The organism is Peptostreptococcus sp., assembly GCF_036639115.1.
Classification (GTDB): Bacteria; Bacillota; Clostridia; order Peptostreptococcales; family Peptostreptococcaceae; genus Peptostreptococcus.
The window spans coordinates 166561-184049 of record NZ_JAVWJH010000004.1; the positions used below are offsets into that span (position 1 = coordinate 166561).

The window sequence follows — 17489 nt, forward strand, 5'->3', positions numbered from 1 at the left end:
TGAATTTATTTATAATAAGAGAATTATTAAATATAGTAAGGTAGTTTATAAAAATAAAAATGAAAGATTGTGCTGAGGGGTAGGAGGCGTTTATGAAAACTTTGAAATTTATGGTGGATGGAGAAGCATTAGAAATTGAAAAAGAGAGTATTAAACTTAGTGAAATAGCCAATATGTTGGAGGATAGATATGAAGGTTATATCTGTATGGGGGTTATAAATAATAAACTTTATGATTTAAATAGAACCTTATATAGAGGGTGTGAAATAAACTTTATAGATACCACAGCAGTTGAGGGAGATAGAATGTACTTTAGAGGACTTTCTTTTCTTTTGATGTTAGCCTGTAGAGATCTTTATCATGGATCAAAGGTATATATTAAACATTCAATAGGTGATGGACTTTACTGTGTGGTAGAAGATATGCCTATTCTTACAGATGAGGATATAAAAGACATTAAAAACAAGATGTTGGAATATGTTAGAGAAGATCATGAAATAATATGCAGATACCTTCCAAATGATCAAGCCATTGAAAAATTCTCAAAATTAGGAAGATTTGAAAAGGCAGAAATATTAAAGTATAGAACTGAGGATTTGACAAAAGTATATGAGTGCTGTGGTTACTTTGATTATTTCTATGGCTATATGTATCCGTCAACAGGATATTTAAAGGACTTAGGAGTTGCAAAAATGGCCGATGGCTTGGTGATTTTGGGTCCAGAAAAAGGAGTCAAAGGAACAGTTACAAAATTTAAAGAAATGCCTAAATTATCAGACGTATACAGAGAGTCTGAAACATGGTCAGAAGCCTTGGGTATAGATACAGTAGTAGATTTAAATAGAATAATTGAGAACAATCTCTACGGTGAGATGATAAGAACAGTAGAGGCTCTTCACGAAAAAAAGATTGCAGAAATAGCAGATACTATAGTGAAAAGCAATAAAAAAATAATACTAATAGCCGCTCCATCGTCTTCAGGCAAGACAAGTTTTGCACATAGATTATCTACTCAATTGAGAGTAAACGGTCTTCACACTTTAGCTATATCTCTTGATGATTACTTTGTAAATAGAGTGGATACGCCTAGAAACGAAGATGGTGAAGCTGATTACGAGTCTATTGAGTCTATAGATATAAAGAGATTTAATAGCGATTTGAATAAACTGTTGGCTGGAGAAGAAATTGAAAAAATAAAGTTTGATTTTATGGATGGAGTAAGAGTATATACTGGAGAAAAAATTTCAATCGATGAAAAACAACCGATTATACTAGAGGGAATTCATGGATTAAATCCGATACTTACTAAATCTATTGAAGAGTCTTTGAAGTTTAGAATCTATATAAGTGTTATTACTCAGGTAAATCTAGATGATCACAATAGAATACCGACCACTGACCTTAGATTGATAAGAAGAATGGTCAGGGATTATCAGTTTAGAGGAATGAATGCAGAGACAACTATGGATATATGGCCGTCAGTTAGAAGAGGTGAAGAGAAAAATATTTTTCCTCATCAAGAGCAAGCAGATGTAATGTTTAACTCGGCAAGTATATATGAAATACCAGTCCTTAAAAAGCAAGTAATAAAAATTCTAAAAGAGGTAAGTGAAACCAGCAGACATCATTTGGAGGCAGTAAGACTTAGAAAGTTGCTTCAATATTTTGATGAGCTAAATGATATAGACGATATTGGCCCAACTGCTATAATTAGGGAGTTTATAGGTGGAAGTAGGATAGTTTAAATTTGATAAATTAAAACTTAAAAATATGCTTATAAAAATTTCAGACTATTTGCTAAAATTTAGATATCAGTATCACATAGTAACAGTTTGATATTTAAACTTTATTTTGTTGCACTTACTAAAGGAGGGGAGTGATAGTTTTGCCTAGAAAAAAAACAAAAAAAGAAGTAATAGAGATTTTAGACTTATTATCGGAAATGCACCCAAATGCCCACTGTGAATTGCTACATAATTCAGCATTTGAGCTTTTGATAGCAACCATTTTGTCTGCTCAATGTACAGATGTAAGAGTAAATATGGTTACAAAAGATTTATTTAAAAGATATAATACACCAGAAGATTTTAGCAATCTAAGTCTATCAGAAATAGAAAAAGAAATAAAAACATGTGGGCTTTATAAGAGTAAGGCAAAAAAAATCAAAGAAACATCTTCTATTCTTGTGGATAAGTACAACTCAGACGTACCAGATTCACTAGAAGAATTACTTACTCTTCCTGGTGTTGGAAGAAAAACAGCAGGGGTAGTGCTAAGCAATGCATTTGGAGTTCCTGCAATTGCGGTAGATACACATGTGTTTCGAGTAAGTAATCGAATAGGAATTGTAAATGAAAAAACACCAGAAAAAACAGAGTTTGCTCTGATGAAAGCCATACCAAAAGAGAGATGGTCTCATAGCCACCATCTACTCATTTTTCATGGAAGAAGAGTGTGTAAAGCAAGAAAGCCAGAGTGTGAAAATTGCAATATTACAGAGTATTGTAATTACTATAAAACAGATGTAGAACCTAATATAAGTAAATAAAACACCATTCTTACTGTTAGAATATAGATTTTATAGTCCATTTATGGTATTATATAGTGTGGACTGAAGAGGATTTTTTTGAAATTATTATAGTTATTAAATTAAAAAACAAGTGAGAAAAATATAAGTTATAGTAAAGGATTAGGAGGGCGCGATGGCTTTAAATATCGTATTAGTAGAACCTGAAATACCACATAATACTGGTAATATAATTAGAACAGTTGCAGATACAGGAGCAACATTACATCTTATTAGACCATTAGGTTTTGATTTTGATGATAAGCATTTGAAAAGATGTGGACTCGATTACTGGGATATAGCTCAGATTAAATTTTATGATAGCTTTAAAGAGCTTCATGATAAATATCCAGATGTTCAGTACTTCTATTCAACAACAAAGGGAAATAAAAATCATGCTGAGGTAAAATATGAGGATAACTGTTTCTTGGTGTTTGGAAAAGAAACAAAGGGATTACCAAAAGATTTGATAGATGAAAATATTGAAAATTGTATTAGAATACCTATGAAAGATATACCTGGGGCTAGATGCTTGAATTTATCCAATGCAGTGGCAATAGTTGCATATGAGGCTATGAGACAGTTGGATTTTCAGGATTTAATATAATTACAAGCTAAATTTTGAAGTTATAAAAATATAATAGTTTATATTTTTATTTAGATATTTAATTTGTAATCTAATCCAAAGCGGGATATTAAAGTGTACTGTAAAATTGACTTGTGGGGACTTGGTCGAGAAGCGGTATAGAGGTATGCCGTCTTAATTGTTTGGAGGTATTATATGGAAGATATAAAGATAGTGTGTGATAGCTTATCGGATATTACACAAGAATATATAGATAAATATGATTTAGAATTTATTCCTTTAAATGTAATGATTGAAGGAGAAGAATATAAAGACAGGGTTAATCTAAGCAGTGAAGAGTTCTATAGAAGAATTAGAGAAGATAAGATAATGCCTAAGACTTCACAGATTACTTATGCAGATTTTTATGAAGTATTTGATAAGTATACAAAAGAAGGTAAAAAGATTATTTATATCTCTGCAGCAGCTTCAGCAACAGGTACTATGCAAAGTGCTATGCTTGCTAGAAGTGAGGTAGAAGGCGGAGATATTAGGATAATAGACTCTAATACACTTTGTTATGGGATTGCTGTATTGGTTATCAAGGCTGCTGAATTGAGAGATCAAGGTAAATCTCTTGACGAAATAGTAGAAGAAATAGAAAAAATTAAAGATGAAGTATATGTAACATTCTCTTGTGATGATTTAGAGTATTTAAAAAGAGGTGGAAGAATATCTGGAACAATGGCTATGATAGGTACAGTCTTGAATATAAAACCTCTATGTGTAATAAAAGAAGGAATCGTGGACAATGTAGCAAATGCCAGGGGAAAAAGAAATGTTGCGTCTAAATTAGTAGAAATTGCCAAAGAAAATGGCGTTTCTGATCTTAGTGACCAAACGGTATTTTTGGGTTATACAGACGATTTAAAAGAAAGAGAAAGATTAGAGCAAAAACTAATTGAAGAATTCAATCCAAAAGAAATAAAATATTTCTTGATTGGTTGTGGAATAGGTACACATGGTGGACCTGGTGTTACAGGATTTATATGTTATAAAAATAAATAAATAAAGTAAAGGGGATATTGCATTTGCAATATCCCCTAATATTTTATTTAAGCAACAACTTCTATAGCAGGTTTATGGAAATATCCACAAGCACAACCTAATAAAAGTGTTGTAGGTAGCCATATATTTCCCATTATTATATCAAAGTAAAGCAGAGGTACGCCTCGGTCTATATTGGCGGCGATAACCTCAAATGACATGATACCTAAAATAAATAGAATAAACACTGACTTTGAGATGGCGTCCATCTTGTAAAATATTTTTACATGGATAAACTCTTTTTCTATAAGAGTTCTCAGTAAATAGAATCCAAGGAAAAATAGACAGGCAAGCTCAAAAAATCTAAATATAAAAAGATATGTGTGATTAGGGGCTATAAGGTTGCTTACCAGACCAACTTTATAGGCGAAATGAGTAATAAACTCAAATATTAAAAAAACAATTAAATAAAAAAAGTTACTTTTTTTGCAGTTCATAAAAATCATCCTCTCTTTGTAGAACTAATTTAGCACAATATTATATGAATAGTCAATATTTAGAAAATTAAGAATAAAATAGAAGGAAGTATTTTATTTATTAGAGTTTTTAATGAAATATAAAATAAAATAACGAGAATATTAATCAATGTTTTTAAAAGATAGGTAAATTGATAAAAATAAAAATATTGAAAAATATACGAGTATAAAAAAAAGGAGTAGTCGCCCACTCCTTTTAACTATAGTTCTTTCAATAGTTCTAATAGGTATTCCCACATATTAGCTATCGAATCGATTTCTGCATATTCTCCTGAAGAATGTACATCAAATACATTTGGTCCTATTGATATAGCTTCGGCCCTGTGTGATAGCTTATTAAGCAATATTCCACTTTCTAACCCACAGTGCATTACACTTACGATAGGTTTCTTTGTAAATTTCTTTTCATATACTTCGACAGCGATTTCTTCTAGACCTGAGTTTGAATCATATTCCCATGCAGGATAATCAGCAGAAAATTCGATCGAAGCATCAAAAATATCTGCAAGCATTGCCATTTTTGTCATGACAAACTCTTTCTTTGACTGCATAGAGCTCCTAGTCAAACTAACAAAGTCAATTCTGGTATTGGATTCCTTTACAACAGCAAAATTTGATGATGTATCAACACTACCTTCTAGTGAAGTAGACATAGACAAAATTCCATTTGGAATCAAGTTTAAGATACGAATAATCTTTTTCTTACAGTCCGTTGAAAACACCTTAAAAGATGCTGGTGCAGATCTTCTTAGTTTTATTTTTAAATTTGGATCAATGGCATAAATCTCTTTTTGAGTTTTGGCTGCCATTTTCTGTATATCTCTTACAACTTTTTCAAGATCTTCATCTTTTATAGATATTACAGCTCCACAATTTCTTGGTATTACATTTCTCTTTGATCCTCCACTAATGTTAAAAAGATCAAATTCTTGAGTTATGGCGTTTAATAATCTCCCCATTATGACATTGGCGTTACCTCTTTGCTTGTCAATATCAATTCCTGAGTGACCTCCTAACAATCCATGAACATTAATTTCTAGTGCAACATTCTTTGTATTGGCTGGCTTGTACTCTTTCTTTAATGAAATAGTAGAATTTATAGCTCCAGCACATCCTGTAAGAATGTAATCCTCTTCTTCTGAATCTAAATTGATCACATATTCTGAATTTAATGAAGATAAATCCATATTATTTACTCCAATTAAGCCAACCTCTTCACTTGTAGTGAATACACATTCAAGGTTCGGATGTGATATATCAGAAGATTCAAGTACTGTCATCATATATGCGACACCAATACCATCATCAGCGCCAAGAGTAGTATCTTTGGCCATCAATTTATTTCCATCAATTACAAGCTCTATTGGATCCTTTTCAAAGTCATGCTCTGAAGTATCTGTTGCTTCTCCAACCATATCAATATGTGCTTGCAACATAACTGTACGCCCCTCAGGTTTTCCATTTGTGGCAGATTTTTTGACTATTAAGTTGTTGTATGCGTCTTGAGTAGTCTCTAAACCAAGATTTTCAGCAAAATTTTTAATATAATCGCTGACTTCTTTTTCGTTGCCAGATGTTCTAGGTATTCTAGATATATCTTCAAAATTTTTGAAAACTCTGCTTGGTGTCAGTCCTCCTGTGATGTAGTCCATTATTAACACCTCCTTGAGAGATAAATTTGTATATATAATTGCATATAAAAATGTATACACTTCTATTATAGCATGATTAGAGCAAATTATTTAAAAATTTTCAAACAAAATCATATTTATGATATAATAACTATTGAATGAGTGTGAGCTTTAAAGAAAGAACTAGTAATAAAATTTTTAAAGATATAGTGTAGAGCAAAATATATATAATCTGTCAAAAACAGATGCTTGAAAGAACTAATTTAAGATCAGAGCAACTGTATAATATTATTATATAGAAGCTGATGATGGAAGGAGAAAGAAACTTAGTTTTATGGATAAACAATTTTACAATGTATTAGAATTAGATAAAATAATAGATCAATTAAAAACAAAAGCTTCATCAGAGCTTGGAAAATCTATTATAGAAAATATAGAACCATTTTTTAGCTATGGCGAAGTAGAGATGGCTCTAAAAGAAACAACAGAGGCACAATCGATATTAATAAAAAGAGGACATATACCAATACAAGGTCTTCACAATATAGTAGATAAGGTGAAAAGAGCGGACATAGGGGCTACAATAGATGCCAAAAGTCTATTACAAATAGCCGATACCATGAGAACTACTAGAATACTTTCGAATATTTTAAGTGGAGATATAAAAGTAGAAACTTTTGGAAATGCTGAAACAGCAGTAGAAGAAGAACAAGAGGATATAGTTAAGTACCCTATAATACAGTCACTAGCACGTTCTCTTTATATACATAAAGATTTGGAAGAAGAGATTTTCAATGCAATAGTAAGCGAAATAGAAATTTCGGATTCAGCATCTAGTGAATTAAGAAGTATAAGAAGAAGAACTATACAGAAGAACCAATCAATTAGATCAAAACTAAACTCTATTATATCTTCAACAACTTATCAAAAGTACCTACAAGATGCTATTATTTCTATGAGGGGTGATAGGTTTGTTGTACCAGTGAAGGCAGAGTATAGGTCTATGGTCTCTGGAATAATTCACGATCAATCATCTTCTGGAGCGACTTTATTTATTGAACCGATGTCAATAGTGGAAATGAACAATGATCTTAGACAGTTGAGGCTAGAAGAAGCAGAAGAGATAGAAAGAATATTAGCTGAGTTGTCAGCTATGGTAGGAGAGGTAAGCCGTGAGCTTATATCTAATCAGGAAATACTTTCTAAGCTAGATTTTATATTTGCAAAGGGAAAACTGTCACTTGAAATGAAAGCTGTAGAGCCAAGGTTAAATAGAGATAAAAAATTTAGAATAGTAAAGGGCAGACATCCTCTTTTGGATAAGAGTACGGTTGTAGCAAACACAGTATATCTAGGAGAAGACTTTACTACACTTTTGATTACTGGACCAAATACAGGTGGTAAAACAGTTACAATTAAAATGGTGGGAATATTTGCCTTGATGACTCAATGTGGTCTTCATATACCTGCAGATTATGGAAGTAGTATGTGTGTTTTTGATAATATATTTGCAGATATAGGTGATGACCAAAGTATCGAGCAAAGTCTATCAACATTTTCATCACATATGACGAGAATAGTAGAAATATTGGACAATGTAACTGAAGATTCTTTAGTAATTTTCGATGAGTTGGGAGCAGGTACTGATCCAGAAGAAGGAGCTGCACTTGCAATCGCTATATTGGAAGATATAAGAATGGCAGGAGCGTCATGTATTGCAACTACTCACTATAGTGAACTTAAAAAGTATGCACTTGCTAAGCCAGATGTTGAAAATGCGGCAGTTGAATTTGATATGGAAGAGCTATCTCCTACATATAGATTATTGATTGGTGTACCAGGAAAGTCAAACGCCTTTGAAATTTCTAGAAAGTTGGGACTTCCAGACCACATAATAGATAGTGCAAAAGAATTTTTGACAAGTGATAATATAGAACTTGAAGATGTTCTTCAAAATGTGGAAAAGAGCAGACTAAAGACTGAAGAAGAGCTAAGGCGTGCCGAAAGAATGAGAGAAGAAGTAGAAAATATAAAAGACGATTATAATATAAAAATGGAAAAACTTCAAACTTCTAGAGATAAGATGTTGGAAAATGCAAGAAGTGAAGCTTTTTCTATAATCAGACAGGCTAAAGATTCTACTGACAATATGATTAAAGAGTTAAAGGAAATAGAAAAACAACGTGCGTCAAAAGACAATGATAGAAGAATAGAAAAAATTCGTAAAGAAATCAGTGAATCTATGGGGAAACTACAGCCAAGTGTAGAAAGCATGGTAGTTCCAAAATATGCATCAAAAGAAATCAAAAGTTTAAAGCCTGGGGAAGATGTAGATATAATCACATTGAGACAGGAAGGGACAGTTATATCAGCCGATGATAAAAAGAAAGAAGCACTCGTTCAGGTAGGTATAATGAAGATGAATCTTCCTTATAAATCTCTAAAAAGAATAGAAAAGAAAGAACAAAGTAACGTAACAAGGGCTACAAGAAAAATAATAAGATCAAAATCAGGAAATGTAAAAAGAGAAGTAGATCTAAGAGGAATGAACCTAGAAGAAGCCATAATGAAGGTAGAAAAATATCTAGATGATGCCTGTATGGCTGGGCATGATGAAGTAACCATTATTCATGGAGTAGGTACAGGAGTACTAAAAAGAGGAATTTCTGAGTGGCTAAAAACTAATCCTCATGTAAAATCCATGAGAGAAGGAAAGTATGGCGAAGGTGGAATAGGAGTAACAATAGTAACAGTAAAATAATTATTTGTGAGGAATTTATGAATAAGGAAAAAATAATAGTATCTGCTTGTCTAGTAGGTATTGACTGTAAATACAATGGAAAGAATAATAAAGATGAAAATGTTATAAAATATTTAAAAAATAAAGAATATATTACAATATGTCCAGAATGCTTTGGAGGATTGAGTACACCAAGAGTTCCATCAGAAATAGAGTATGGAAAAAGTGGCGAAGATCTAGTGGATAAAGTAGAGAAAAGTACAAATAATGAATTTAAAAAAAATGATTATGCAAAAGTTTATTCTAAAGAAGGGGTAGATGTTACTGAAGAATTCCTTTTAGGCGCACAAAAGGCTCTAGAAATAGCTCTAGATAATAGAGTTTCCAAAGCTATTTTAAAAGAGTCCAGTCCATCATGTGGGGTAAATACTATTTACACTGGAAAATTTGATGGTGATAAAAAGCAAGGGCAAGGTGTAACAACAGCTTTATTCAAGAAACACAATATAATGGTAATAAGTGAAAAAGATCTTTAAAATAAAAAAAGGTTGAGGACTTTTGTGGATTTGAATTTATTAATATATAGAAATTGATAAATAAAACTAAGATAGAAGTCCTTTAAATCGGTTAAATAGTTTATAATAAGTAAATAGAAAGTGTATAAATAAAAATCATATCAAAGTAGACTTCTAATAAACAAAAATATAATAGGTAATTTATATGATAAAGTTCAAATAATAGCATAACTGTTAAATTTACAATAGTAGATACTATAAAGATCAAAATCTACGTTAAAATAAGTATGTTGTATTGAAATATCTTGATAAATAATATATTATAATATATTGGGTATTAGTTTATAAAAAATATCTAGGGGATAGAGTTTATTATTTATATAGGGGAAAATACTCAAAAATTTTAAAATATTATTTAGTAATAAATATTATTATGATATATAAAAAATACAGGGTATTACTTTGTATATTGAAGTTATAGTTTGCAATGAAATATACTTGAACTACATTAGGGAGGAAGACAATATGGTAGATTTTAAGCAAGTCATATCTGAAAGCCTAAAGGCAAAGATAGAAGATATGACAATTGAAGAGATAAAAGCTCTTTTAGAGGTACCACCAAATAAGGATATGGGAGACTATGCGTTTCCTTGCTTTAAGTTAGCAAAAATTTTTAGAAAGTCACCAAATATGATAGCTGAAGAAATAGCAAATGAGTTAGAATTAACAGATGATATTTCTAAGATAATTAACTTAGGTGGCTATGTAAACTTTTTTGTCAACAAAGAACAGTTGGCAAAGAAAGTAATAAATCAGATACTAACAGAAAAAGAAAACTATGGTAGAAGTAATTATGGAGAGGGAAAAGATGTAATAGTGGAGTTTTCTTCACCTAATATTGCCAAGCCATTCCATATAGGGCATATAAGAACAACTGTAATAGGAAATGCAATATACAAACTTTATGAATCTCAAGGCTATAATACTATTAGAATTAACCATCTTGGAGATTACGGAACACAGTTCGGCAAGTTAATAGTAGCTTATAAATTATGGGGTGAGAAAGAAGTTGTTGAACAAAATCCTATCAAGGAACTATTGAAGCTGTATGTTAGATTCCACGATGAAGCTGAGAAAAAACCAGAAATGGAAGATGAGGCAAGATCTTGGTTTACAAAGCTTGAGCATCACGATGAAGAGGCTACTGAATTATGGCAATGGTTTAGAGATGAGAGTTTAAAGGAATTCCAAAATGTTTATGATTTATTAGATATCCAGTTTGACTCACTAACAGGGGAAAGCTTTTACTCAGACAAGATGCCAGCAGTAATAGACGCATTAAATGAAAAAGGTCTTCTTGAAGAATCTCAAGGAGCGATGATTGTAGACTTAGAGGATGAAAAACTTCCTCCAGCACTTATACAGAAGAAAGATGGATCCACTCTATATATCACAAGAGATATAGCAGCCGGAATATATAGAAAAGAAACTTATGATTTTGATAAATGTATATATGTTGTTGGATCTCAGCAGATACTTCATTTTGAACAGTATTTTGCTATTATTAAAAAGATGGGATATGATTGGTATAAAGATTTGGTACATGTTCCATTTGGTATGGTTGCTCTTGAAGCAGGAACTATGTCAACTAGAAAGGGTAGAGTAGTATTTCTAGAGGATGTACTTCATCAAGCAATAGACAAGACAAAAGAAATTATTGAAGAAAAAAATCCAAATGCGGATAATATAGAAGAAATTGCAAAAGAGGTAGGAGTAGGAGCTGTAGTGTTCCAGGAGCTATCAAATAGCAGAATCAAGGACTATACTTTCTCTTGGGAAAGAACTCTAAGCTTTGAAGGAGAAACAGGACCATATGTTCAGTACACTCACGCTAGATGTTGTGCTGTTGAAAGAAAGGCAAATACAGAGATTTCATCGGATATAAACTTTGATTTACTTGGTGATGAAGAAGCATCTGAGGTACTTAAGGTTCTTGAAACATTTAATAAAAATATTATGCTTGCTATGTCAAAGAACGAACCTCATATAGTAACAAGATTTGTTCTAGATCTTGCTCAGGCATTTAACAAATTCTATCACAATAGACCAATTCTTGTAGATGATGAAGAATTAAGAAAGGCTAGATTGGCCTTGGTAGAATGTACTAGACAGACTATAGAAAATGCACTTCACCTATTGGGCATGCAAGCACCAGTGAAGATGTAATAAACTGTATAGTTTTTGAAATAGAGTAGTGTCAATAAAACTAAAAAGTAGAATATAAATAATCCTTTTATAGATTTTTGTGATCTAACTGAAAGTGACGTTTATCTACTTAAAACTTTTAGAAATAAATTAAAAATAATAATAAAAAAAAGATAAAGTTTGACTTTGTCTTTTTTTATTGTATTCTTAATTTAAAAATTAAGAATACTCTTACAAATGAATACCGAAAGATTTAACTTAAATTTAACATAAAATTAAGAATTTTACTAAAATAAAGCCTTTTGTATATTTTATGATAAAAAGAAAAGTATATTTAAAAAAAACTTAATTAATTTTCAAAAATGAGTTCCATATAGATACAGAATGGTGTATACTGTACTTGTAATAAAATATGTAAAAATTTATATGAGTAAAAATTTATTTTCGGAGGTATTATTATGACAACGTTTTTAATCGGACTAGTTATGTTAGTTGTTGGTGGCTCTCTATATGGTAGATTTACTGAAAAAGTATTTGCACCAGATGATAGACCAACTCCAGCAACAAGCATAAACGATGGTGTAGATTACGTTCCTATGAAACAACGTAAAAACGCACTAATCGAATTATTAAATATAGCAGGTACTGGACCAATACTTGGACCAATACAGGGTATATTATTTGGACCTATTGCATTTATTCTTATTCCAATAGGTTGTGTATTAGGTGGAGCAGTACATGATTATTTCTGCGGAATGATCTCTGTCAGAAGTAATGGTAAGCAGATGCCAGCACTAATAAATGATCACTTAGGTGGTAAAGTTTATAAGGTATATAATGTTTTTGTTATAGCTCTTATGATACTAGTTGGTGCAGTATTTATATATACTCCTGGCGATCTTATAGTTATAAACTTGTTAAAGCAAGAATCAGTTGTGGGTAATCCTGTAGTTTGGATAGTGTATGGATGTATATTTGCATACTACTTAGCTGCTACTCTTTTCCCAATTGATAAAATAATCGGTAAGGTTTATCCAATATTTGGTATTATATTATTACTTTCATCAGTTGGTATATTTATTGGATTATTTGTAAATGGATACCAATTAGAAAACTTGAGCATGTCAAATTGGATGGGATCACATCCAGGAGGAGTTCCACTTTTACCAGTATTCTTTGTTACAGTAGCTTGTGGTATAGTATCTGGATTCCATTCAACTCAGGCAACTTTAATAGGTAGATCAGTAACAAGTGAAAGAGAAGGTAGAAAAACTTTCTATGATATGATGATATTTGAAGGATTAATAGCAATGATATGGGCAGCAGCAGCTATGGGACTATACAATAAGGGTATAGCACCAGATCTAGTTGGAAAGCCAGCAGTAATAGGACTAGTAGCTAATGATATGTTAGGTACAATTGGTGGACTAATAGCTATAATAGGTGTTATTGTATTACCTATTACTTCAGGAGATACATCTCTACGTGCAGCTAGATTAATGGTAGCAGATGCTATAGGATATGATCAGACAAAGGCTAAGAACAGAGTAATCTTATCTACATTTATATTTATACCAGTTGCAGCAATACTAGTATTTGCAAAGGTAAATGCAGAAGGATTTAATGTTTTATGGCAGTATTTTGCATGGGCAAATCAGACAATAGCAATATTTGCATTTGCTATGATTTCTATGTATCTATACAAACTTAAGAAAAATTATATTATAGCTTTGATACCAGGAATGTTCTATACTTATGTTATAGTAGCCTATCTATTAGGAGCAAAAATTGGATTTAATCTTCCTCAAAATATTGCAAATGTAGTTGGTGTTGTTTTGGCAATTGTATATGGAGCAGCAATAGTAAACAGTGGAAAGAAAGCTTTATCTAGCGTAGAAAAGTTAAGTGCTTAGTAATAACTTATCTTAAAATTTAGATAATCAGTATAAAATAAAAACAGAGCAGTATACTGCTCTGTTTTTTATATTTATATATTGCTGTTAATTAAACATTTATGATTTTTTATTTAATTTCTTCCATTTTCTTATCTTAGTTCGAAATGTTTTGAAAGGGGCAACAGTATTTATATGGATCCACTTCCAAATAGGCCATTTAGATGGTGTAGAAGAGGCCCATTGTCTGGAGTCAGGTACAAAAAGGTCATCGTTTGAAAGAGAATTGATCCAATCAATTAGACTATCAAGATCTTTATTAAACAAATTTTTTAGTTCCTCAAGTTTGTAATTTTCATATTGTCTATAAAAATCATTATATAGTTCTCCTAATTTGTTCCATTTATACTCTGGAGTTGGAGTGATTACTTTATTTCCAATTTTTTCTTGACTCTCCCAGAATTGAATCAGATTGATCCAGCCTAATTGATAAGCAATCATTTGAAAAGGTGATCTATCTACGCCTTCAATTATTTTGTGAAGATCTTTTTCTTCTATATCATCAAATTCTCCAATAAACAATTTGGAGGTTTTTTTAATTTCTTCTATTAAATCAGTTTTATTTTCATATTCTCTCATATATTTCTCCTTTTTTATTTCATTTAAATATACTTAGATACATATCTATATGGTAATATTAAAATTTTTATACCCTTATAGATTTGCATTTTTAGATTTATTTATGATGAGTAATGTCAGAATTATAAAGTTATAGCTAAGAAGCCTTTGAGCACGCTATAGATTATAAATGCAAGAAAAGACTACTTGTCTGAATAATTATATATAAAAAGAGCTTTTATGTCAATTATAAATACTAAGAAAAAGTTATAGTTAATTAAAAATATAGTTAATGGATAAAGATCTATCAAATTAATTATATATCCAATAAGAAATTAATAAATTTCTTGTTAATTTTAGAGAATAAATAATACATGACAAAACTGATAAGTGTTTAAACAATTCCAACAAAAAGTCTTTTGTATACATAGCTTGTTAAGGCTTGATTTTTAGAGTAAAATATACAGTACAGATGAATTTCATATGAGGTGTAAAAATGAGTTTAGATAGAGTAGGATATAAAATAGATAGTACAATAAAGGATGCTTACAGGGCATCTTTTCAAACTGTAGATAATGAAATATACTATTTGATGTTGATTTGTACAAAAGTATTGTACTGCAATAAAGGACATAGAAAAATAACAGTAGATATTGATAGATTATATGATGAATTTGTATACTTTAGATACTATAGCAAAATGAGTGATGATTATTTGCTTAATTTTTTTATGCCACTGATGGTGGTCAGTAGAAGTTTTGAAAATTATGAAGAAGAGGCATTGAGCCTGATTGAAAAATTATGTAAGTTTTATAATTTGCCTAATAAAAAATATGACTATACAATGGATCTTCTTTGCTATGACATTGTATTTAGAAAACTTTTATTATCAGATACTGCTATGATAGAAATTTTGTATGAAATAAAAGACAAGTTAATAGAATTTAACCCTTATAAATTAAATAAAAAAGAAAATATAAAATTTCAGATAAGAAAAATAAAATACATAGAGAATATACACAAGTGTATAGACCATTACGAAATTGAAAAAAAAGAATCTTTCTTTGAGTCAGAAATAAAATTGATTGATATATTGCAATGTGCATATGATGTTGAAGATGTGGATAAAAGCTTGGAAAATATGGATTGTGGATCTATAAGTGTTTATAATTTTATTAAAAAGGTATCTGAATCAAAAGGTTCTGACAGCTTAGAAATAAAAAATGAAAAGTTTATAGATGCAATGGGAGATTATTTGATTAAAATAAGAAATATAGAAGTTAATACAAAAAAGTATAACGCATCTTCTAATCCAAAGTCTTTTTTAAATATGAATATAGGTGATGAATTTGTTGATCCGATATTGAATCAAGCTAAAATTCTTTATAAAGATATAGAAAAAGAAGACGGTGAAGATAAATATATCATAGAGGTATCTACAAAAACGGGAAATTATAAATTTAGATACCCTAAAAATAAGAAGTAACAATGGAAAGTAAATATAAGAAGTAACATTAGAAAATAAATATAAGAAATAGTAGTGTAAGACACAACTGTTATTTTTAATAGATAACAGTTTGCTTATAAATTTGAATGGAGAAATTATGAAAGTATTGCTTACAACGTTGAATTCGAAGTTTATACATACGAATTTGGCAATTAGATATATTAGAGAGTATTCTAGATATTTAGAGGGTGAAGACTATAAACTTTTTATGAAGGAATACACAATCAACAATAGCATAGACTATATTATGAAAGATATATATCAGTTAGACGTAGATGTATTGGTATTTTCTGTATATATTTGGAATGTGGAAGATATAGTGAGATTATGTGAAAATATAAAAAAAGTTAGACCAAATATAAAAATTGTTTTGGGTGGACCAGAAGTTAGTTATGATTGTGAAAATGCTATGAGCAAGTATCCATTTGTAGATTATATATTGTATGGAGAAGGTGAGAGAGTCTATAGAGATTTGATGCTGAGCTTGATGGGCAAAATGAGACGGGAAGATCTAAGAGGAGTTGCCTATAGAAACAATAATCAAGTTGTAGTAAATCAAGCAATGCCACTAATCGCTGATTTGGATGAAATACCGAGCCCATATGAGCATATAGACAAGAGTGAGTATGAAAACAAAATAGTATATTTTGAATCATCAAGAGGCTGCCCATTTAACTGCCAATACTGTCTATCTTCAGCAATAAAAGGATTGCGATATTTTAGTGTTGCTAGAATAAAAAGAGATCTTAAAAATCTAATAGATGCTAGAGTATCTCAAATTAAATTTATAGATAGAACTTTTAATGCAAATAGAGAAATAGCAAAAGATGTAATGAATTTTCTCATGGAAAATGATAACGGGTATACAACTTATCATTTTGAAGTTACTGCACATTTAATAGATGACGACATGCTAGACTTTTTAAAAGATTGTAAACCAGGACTTTTTCAGTTTGAAATAGGAGTTCAATCAACAAATGATAAAACACTTGAAGCTGTTGGCAGAAAAGATGACTTTGAAAGATTGACTAAAGTAGTGAATACGATATCAGAATATAGAAATATTCATCAACACTTGGATCTTATAGCGGGACTTCCATATGAAAATTATGATAGATTTGGGTATTCTTTTGACGATGTATTTGCTCTCAAATCAGAATGTTTACAGTTGGGTTTTCTTAAAATGATCAAGGGTACAGGTATTAGAAATGAGGCAGATATACATGATTATATCTATAAAGACTATCCTCCATATGAGATTCTTGCAAATAAATATATCTCTTATGGAGAAATATTGAGGCTAAAAGATATAGAGGAAATACTAGAAACATACTACAATTCAGGTAATTTTTTGTTATCTACAGACTATATAATTGATAGATATTATGATAGACCTTTCAAGTTTTTTGAAGAATTTGCAAGCTACTTTAATAAAAGTGCTTATTTTGATGTAGCTAATTCCAAAAATAAATTGTATGAAATATTTTTGAATTTTGTATTAGACTCAGTAATTGGTAAAAAACAAATAAAGCAAAAAGTGTTAAAAGAAGACAAAAAAATTAAAGAGAATTTTAGTATAAATTTAGATATGGATGATAAAATCAATCAAGAGAATCAAGAGAATCAAGAGAATCAAGAGAATCAAGAGAATCAAGAGAATCAAGAGA

The 17489-nt window shown here is 30.4% G+C and carries 13 protein-coding genes; 10 read left to right on the top strand and 3 right to left on the bottom strand.

The genetic code is table 11. The annotated features are described in order from the left end of the window. The first annotated feature begins 92 nt into the window (after positions 1-92). The 4 genes from RR561_RS06490 to RR561_RS06505 all read left to right on the top strand — a co-directional run bounded on the left by RR561_RS06490 (position 93) and on the right by RR561_RS06505 (position 4199). Complete coding sequence (locus RR561_RS06490) at positions 93-1745, top strand: hypothetical protein (protein ID WP_332506741.1); 1653 nt, start codon at positions 93-95, stop codon at positions 1743-1745. A gap of 140 nt (positions 1746-1885) precedes the next feature. Further along, entirely contained in the window at positions 1886-2548 is a 663-nt protein-coding gene (nth, locus tag RR561_RS06495; protein WP_332506742.1) for an endonuclease III, read from the top strand. Between the two features lie 154 nt (positions 2549-2702). Then, a complete protein-coding gene (gene trmL, locus RR561_RS06500; RefSeq protein ID WP_332506743.1) occupies positions 2703-3173 on the top strand; it encodes a tRNA (uridine(34)/cytosine(34)/5-carboxymethylaminomethyluridine(34)-2'-O)-methyltransferase TrmL in 471 nt (156 codons plus the stop codon). A gap of 174 nt (positions 3174-3347) precedes the next feature. Next, positions 3348-4199 carry a DegV family protein gene (locus tag RR561_RS06505; protein ID WP_332506744.1) on the top strand — a complete coding sequence of 284 codons (852 nt, stop codon included), beginning with the start codon at positions 3348-3350 and terminating at the stop codon, positions 4197-4199. Positions 4200-4246: 47 nt separating this feature from the next. On the opposite strand, the gene RR561_RS06510 is transcribed toward RR561_RS06505, so the two are convergent. Further along, complete coding sequence (locus tag RR561_RS06510; protein WP_332506745.1) at positions 4247-4675, bottom strand: hypothetical protein; 429 nt, start codon at positions 4673-4675, stop codon at positions 4247-4249. Positions 4676-4914: 239 nt separating this feature from the next. Further along, positions 4915-6366 carry a beta-Ala-His dipeptidase gene (gene pepD, locus RR561_RS06515; protein WP_332506746.1) on the bottom strand — a complete coding sequence of 484 codons (1452 nt, stop codon included), beginning with the start codon at positions 6364-6366 and terminating at the stop codon, positions 4915-4917. Between the two features lie 313 nt (positions 6367-6679). On the opposite strand from pepD, the gene RR561_RS06520 reads away from it, so the two are divergent. The 4 genes from RR561_RS06520 to RR561_RS06535 all read left to right on the top strand — a co-directional run bounded on the left by RR561_RS06520 (position 6680) and on the right by RR561_RS06535 (position 13718). Further along, positions 6680-9106 (top strand): endonuclease MutS2, encoded by a 2427-nt coding sequence (locus RR561_RS06520; RefSeq protein WP_332506747.1) that lies wholly within the window; start codon positions 6680-6682, stop codon positions 9104-9106. 17 nt (positions 9107-9123) lie between these two features. After that, a complete protein-coding gene (locus RR561_RS06525) occupies positions 9124-9621 on the top strand; it encodes a DUF523 domain-containing protein (RefSeq protein ID WP_332506748.1) in 498 nt (165 codons plus the stop codon). 504 nt (positions 9622-10125) lie between these two features. After that, a complete protein-coding gene (argS, locus tag RR561_RS06530) occupies positions 10126-11826 on the top strand; it encodes an arginine--tRNA ligase (protein ID WP_332506749.1) in 1701 nt (566 codons plus the stop codon). 437 nt (positions 11827-12263) lie between these two features. After that, positions 12264-13718 (top strand): carbon starvation CstA family protein, encoded by a 1455-nt coding sequence (locus RR561_RS06535; protein ID WP_332506750.1) that lies wholly within the window; start codon positions 12264-12266, stop codon positions 13716-13718. A 99-nt stretch (positions 13719-13817) separates the two neighbouring features. On the opposite strand, the gene RR561_RS06540 is transcribed toward RR561_RS06535, so the two are convergent. After that, the gene (locus RR561_RS06540) at positions 13818-14336 is read right to left on the bottom strand and encodes a ClbS/DfsB family four-helix bundle protein (RefSeq protein WP_332506751.1); all 519 of its coding nucleotides are present in this window, start codon (positions 14334-14336) and stop codon (positions 13818-13820) included. 475 nt (positions 14337-14811) lie between these two features. On the opposite strand from RR561_RS06540, the gene RR561_RS06545 reads away from it, so the two are divergent. Next, positions 14812-15801, top strand: coding sequence for a hypothetical protein (locus RR561_RS06545; RefSeq protein WP_332506752.1), 990 nt, complete (start codon positions 14812-14814; stop codon positions 15799-15801). 118 nt (positions 15802-15919) lie between these two features. Further along, a partial coding sequence (locus RR561_RS06550; protein WP_332506753.1) for a B12-binding domain-containing radical SAM protein occupies positions 15920-17489 on the top strand: 1570 nt, incomplete at its 3' end.

Bases quoted from the DNA above. Each gene is read 5' to 3' on its own strand.
- RR561_RS06510 (WP_332506745.1), bottom strand. From the start codon at position 4,675: ATGAACTGCAAAAAAAGTAACTTTTTTTATTTAATTGTTTTTTTAATA.
- RR561_RS06490 (WP_332506741.1), top strand. From the start codon at position 93: ATGAAAACTTTGAAATTTATGGTGGATGGAGAAGCATTAGAAATTGAA.
- RR561_RS06505 (WP_332506744.1), top strand. From the start codon at position 3,348: ATGGAAGATATAAAGATAGTGTGTGATAGCTTATCGGATATTACACAA.
- RR561_RS06535 (WP_332506750.1), top strand. From the start codon at position 12,264: ATGACAACGTTTTTAATCGGACTAGTTATGTTAGTTGTTGGTGGCTCT.
- RR561_RS06525 (WP_332506748.1), top strand. From the start codon at position 9,124: ATGAATAAGGAAAAAATAATAGTATCTGCTTGTCTAGTAGGTATTGAC.
- trmL (WP_332506743.1), top strand. From the start codon at position 2,703: ATGGCTTTAAATATCGTATTAGTAGAACCTGAAATACCACATAATACT.
- RR561_RS06520 (WP_332506747.1), top strand. From the start codon at position 6,680: ATGGATAAACAATTTTACAATGTATTAGAATTAGATAAAATAATAGAT.
- pepD (WP_332506746.1), bottom strand. From the start codon at position 6,366: ATGGACTACATCACAGGAGGACTGACACCAAGCAGAGTTTTCAAAAAT.
- argS (WP_332506749.1), top strand. From the start codon at position 10,126: ATGGTAGATTTTAAGCAAGTCATATCTGAAAGCCTAAAGGCAAAGATA.
- RR561_RS06545 (WP_332506752.1), top strand. From the start codon at position 14,812: ATGAGTTTAGATAGAGTAGGATATAAAATAGATAGTACAATAAAGGAT.
- RR561_RS06540 (WP_332506751.1), bottom strand. From the start codon at position 14,336: ATGAGAGAATATGAAAATAAAACTGATTTAATAGAAGAAATTAAAAAA.